Source organism: Pseudoxanthomonas sp. 134C1, assembly GCF_057773065.1.
The window spans coordinates 1-4,356 of the sequence record NZ_JBYMTH010000019.1; the positions used below are offsets into that span (position 1 = coordinate 1).

Sequence of the window (4,356 nt, forward strand, 5' to 3'; positions counted from 1 at the left end):
GATCATGGCGATCGGCCTTTCGCAGGTAGTAGCCGACGGTCCAGTCCAGGGCGCGCTCGCCGGTGGAGGACCAGCGCAGCTCGTGGGTGCGCACGCCAATCTGGATGTTGCTCACATAGGTGGTGGTGGGGTTGAGCATGCCGTCGTTGGCATAGGTCAGGTCCGCGTCGGCGAAGGAATAGAACAGCTGCGAGCCCTCGAACGCGTAGCTGGTGGACAGGCTGGCCACGTCCCATTCGTCGGTGTTGGCATAGAAGGAATTGGTGGTGCGGTTGTCCAGCGAACCGTTGCCGCCGCCGGGGGCGTCGGAGTCGTACTTCCAGTAGGCCAGGTCCAGGTTCCAGCGTTCGGTGGGGGTGAAGCGCAGCTTGACCCGGCCGGTCTTGACCCGCTGTTCGTTGATGTCCTTGCGGCCGGTGTTGGCATCGTCAATCCAGCCGGAGAGCGATTCGTCGGTCACCGCCACGCGCGCGGCCAGTTTGTCCTTGACCAGGGGGACGTTGAGCATGGCCTTGCCGCCCCAGCCGTTGCCGCCGTCGCGGGTGCTGGAGGTGGAGGCTTCGAAGGCCGCGTCGAAGGCGTCCATGTCCGGCTTGCGGGTCAGGGTGCGCACGGTGCCGCCCATGGAGCCTTCGCCGAACAGGGTGCCCTGCGGGCCCTTGAGGATTTCGACCCGGTCGATGTCCCAGGAGCGCACTTCCGGGTACCAGGGCACGGTGACGCCGGTGAAGGGGATGTCGTCCAGGTAGTAGCCGTTGTCGTTGCCGCCCAGCGAACTGGAGACACCGCGGATCTGCACCTGCAGGAATCCCATGCCGTTGTCGACGGCGCCCGCGCCGGGCGTCATGGCGATGATCTCGGCGACCTTGCTGATGCCCATGGCGTTGATCTGCTCACCGGTGACGGCGGTCATGGCGATGGGCACGTCGATCTGGCGCTCGTCGCGCCGGCGCGCGGTGACCCGCAACCCGACCATGCTGCGGACCATCGGAATCTCCGCCGTCCGCGGCGGCGCTCCGACGGCCGGCATCACCGCCACCGCCGGATCCGCGACCGTCTGCGGCTGGATGCTCACGGTGCCGTTGTCATGCAGGCTGAAACGACAGCCGGTGCCGGCCAGCATCCGTTCGAGCGCGCGGATAGGTTCCCAGCGTCCCTGGATGGCGGCCACGGTGCGCGAACCCGCGCAACTGGAGAACACCTGCAACCCGGACTGCCGGGAAAAATCGATCAGCGCGGCATCGAGCGGCTTGGCCGGAATGTCGAACTCCCGGAAGGATCCGACGGGCGCCGTCGCCAACGCGCCGCCGCATGCCATCGAGCACAGCAACGCCAGCACCTTCCTGCGCCACCCCGCGACTGCCGCCCGCTGTCCGACTCGCTGGATGATGATCGCCCCCGCTATCCGTCCGCCATCACCTGTCCGCCGCGTCCTTCCGCCGCTGCAGCACGATGCGGTCAGGATAGCGCAGCACCTCCAGCGAGAACGCTCCGGCGACTCCCTTCAGCCAAGCATCCACGTCGTTGGTCAGCCAGCGTCCGGTGACGGGACGTTCCGCCAGCGCGGCGTCGTCGAGCACCACTCGCACGCGCGAATACCGGTTGAGATCGGCCACCACGTTGCGCAGCGGTTCGCTGGCGTACACGACGCTGCCCTCCTTCCACGCCAGCGCATCGTCCAGATCGACGCGGCGCGGCGTGCTCAGCCCACCCGCTTCGTCCAGCGTGGCCTGCTGCCCGGCGATGAGCTGCACCGTCTTTTCGCCCTCCGCGGCCACCTCCCGCTCGGGCGAGACGTCGTTGACCTGGACATGGCCCTCGGCCACGGTGACCGACACCACCGCGGTCGTGTCCTCGACACTGAACTGGGTGCCCAGGGCCTGCGCGATCAATCCTCCGGCCCGCACCTCGAAGGGACGCGCGGGATCCTTCGCCACGGTGAAATAGGCCTGGCCACCGGTCAGTTCGATCTGGCGCCGTTCCGGCCCGATCTGAACGCGCAGACGGCTGTCCGGCCCCAGTTCCACCTGCGAACGGTCATCCAGCACGAGGTGCTTCAACTCGCCCTTGCCGGTGACGAACACCTCCACCGCGTCGGTGCGCGGGCGGTTGCCGTCATCCAGCGTGCGCACGGCGATTCCGGCCACGGTGACGCCCAGGACCGCCGCGGCGGCGGCCCAGCGCAATCGCCATCCTCGACGCGCGGAGCGGGAGGCGTGCGCCGGCAGGCTCTCCGTCCCGGGACGCGGGGCCGGCGTGGCCTCGCTGCGGACCGTTCTGGCCACCGGCAACAGATCCCCGGGCAACTGCGCCGACACCTGCCACATCAGGCTGACGTCCTCGAAGGCCTGCGCATGCTCGCGCGATGCCTCCATCCAGCGGTTCCACTCCTCGATCCGCTCGTAGGAAAGATCCTCGTCCTGCAGGCGAACGACCCACTCGGAAGCCTCTTCGACGATGCGCTCGCGGCTGTTCAGCGCGGAATCCTTCATCACTCGTCCTCCCTGATTTCATCCAGCCGCAGCTGACACAACGCCAGCGCCTTGGCCAGGTAGATGCGCACCATGCGCTCGGTGACACCCAACCGCTCCGCCGCTTCCTTGAAACTGCATTGCTTCAGCCGCACCAACCGGAACGCCTCGGCGCAATTGGGCGGTAATTCCGCCAGCAGCGCCGGCAGGCGTTCGAGCACGTTGCGCGCGCGCACCGACCGTTCGGGATCGGCGGCGGGATCCGGCCAGAACCCCAGATCGTCCGGTTCCGGCAACTCGGTGTAGGCGCGACGACGCAGCAGATCCGTCGCCAGGTTCTGCGCAATCTTGAACAGCAGGGCGCGATGGTAGCTGACGACCTGATCCTGGCCAAGGTTGAGCAACCGCGCGTAGGCCTCCTGGGCCACGTCGCGCGCATCCTCGTAAGAACCCAGCCGTTGCTGCAGCGAGCGGATCAACGCCTGGTTGAAGTTGCGCACCAGCACTTCCGCCTTCGGCGGCATGTCGCCGGCCGATGGTCCGTCCGGTTCGCCCATGGGCATGTCTCTACGGGTATCCATGGATCCCTAGACGAAGCAGGAAGCGAAAAGTGAAACGCCATCGGCACGCGGGCGTGGAGGGCTTTCGTGTGCATGAAGTTGCAGTCGAAACATTTCCGGATCCGGGCCGTCGCTCGTCGTGATTGTTACAGGGTCATGACTTCCCTGTATCACCCAGACGACATGAGGACGCTTATCCGTGAACCGTTTCCTGCAAGCCCGGGACCAGTCCCGCACCCGCCGCAATGGCCTGAGCCAGGGCATCCTGCTGTGCCTGGCGGCGCTCATCGCCGCCCCCGCCAGCGCCGATGACCAGGCCGATGGCAAGCCGCAGAGCGAGGCCACCGATCTCGGCGCGGTCACGGTCACCGCGCGCAAGCGCGACGAGCGCCAGATCGACGTGCCCATCGCCATGACCGCCGTCACCGGTGAGCAGATCAACGCCATGGGCATCAGCAAGGTCGCCGAGATCATCGCCATGACGCCCGGCGCGGGCGCCGTCGACAACGGCATGGGATTCCTGCAGGTGCAGATCCGCGGTGTCTCCAGTTCGCTGGGCGGCAACGACAACGGCTACTACCTGGACGACATCCCCTTCACCGGCGTCACCGTGCCCTGGTACCCGGAAGTGCGCTCCTGGGACATCGACCGGGTCGAAATCCTCAAGGGCCCGCAGGGCACCCTGTTCGGCGAAGGCTCCATGGGCGGCACCGTGCGCACCCTGACCCGCAAGCCGGACATGGACGCCTTCGACGCGGCCTTCGAAGCCTCCACCTCCAGCACCCGCGACGGCGGCAACGGCTGGGGCGGCAAGGCCATGCTCAACGTCCCCCTGGTCAAGGACAAACTGGCCGCGCGCGTGGCGGTGACCGACGAATCGCTCTCCGGCTGGATTGACGATGCCAACACCGGCCGCAAGGACATCAACGAACAGCGGGTCAAGACCGGCCGGGTCAAGCTGCGCTTCACCCCCACCGAACGCTGGAACCTGGACCTGGCCTACTGGAAGTACGACTCCGACGCCCCCGGCGGCGGCAACGGTTCGCTGGACAACCGCACCACCAATTCCTTCTATGCCAACACCGACGAATGGGACGTGGCCAGCCTGTCCACCAGCTACGCGTTCGAGGGCTCGCAGCTGTTCTATTCCTTCGCCGACGCGGACCTGACCTATGCCAACGACGGCATGCTCAACCCCACCACCACCTATGTGAGCAACATCCAGATTGGCGTGCGCACCCACGAGCTGCGCTGGTCCTCCACCGGCGAGCGCGCCCTGGACTGGACCGTCGGCTACTACCTGCGAAAGGCCGATCGCCATGATC

At 67.0% G+C, this 4,356-nt stretch carries 4 protein-coding genes; 1 reads left to right on the forward strand and 3 read right to left on the reverse strand.

Annotated features, from left to right (window positions below; genetic code table 11):
• The 3 genes from AC3DEZ_RS20395 to AC3DEZ_RS20405 form a co-directional block, all read right to left on the reverse strand.
• On the reverse strand, positions 1–1,339 hold a 1,339-nt coding region (locus tag AC3DEZ_RS20395), incomplete at its 3' end, for a TonB-dependent receptor (protein WP_488389838.1).
• A gap of 76 nt (positions 1,340–1,415) precedes the next feature.
• Positions 1,416–2,492 (reverse strand): FecR family protein, encoded by a 1,077-nt coding sequence (locus tag AC3DEZ_RS20400; protein ID WP_488389839.1) that lies wholly within the window; start codon positions 2,490–2,492, stop codon positions 1,416–1,418.
• Positions 2,492–3,052: an RNA polymerase sigma factor gene (locus AC3DEZ_RS20405; protein ID WP_488389840.1), complete on the reverse strand. Its 561-nt coding sequence runs from the start codon at positions 3,050–3,052 to the stop codon at positions 2,492–2,494. The genes AC3DEZ_RS20400 and AC3DEZ_RS20405 overlap by 1 nt, the downstream gene beginning before the upstream one ends.
• Positions 3,053–3,230: 178 nt before the next feature.
• Between AC3DEZ_RS20405 and AC3DEZ_RS20410 the strand changes: the two genes are divergently transcribed.
• The coding region (locus AC3DEZ_RS20410; RefSeq protein WP_488389841.1) for a TonB-dependent receptor plug domain-containing protein at positions 3,231–4,356 on the forward strand (1,126 nt) is incomplete at its 3' end.

What these genes read in the sequence shown, in the direction of transcription:
- AC3DEZ_RS20400 (WP_488389839.1), bottom strand. Translation starts at nt 2,492, where the DNA reads ATGAAGGATTCCGCGCTGAACAGCCGCGAGCGCATCGTCGAAGAGGCT.
- AC3DEZ_RS20405 (WP_488389840.1), bottom strand. Translation starts at nt 3,052, where the DNA reads ATGGATACCCGTAGAGACATGCCCATGGGCGAACCGGACGGACCATCG.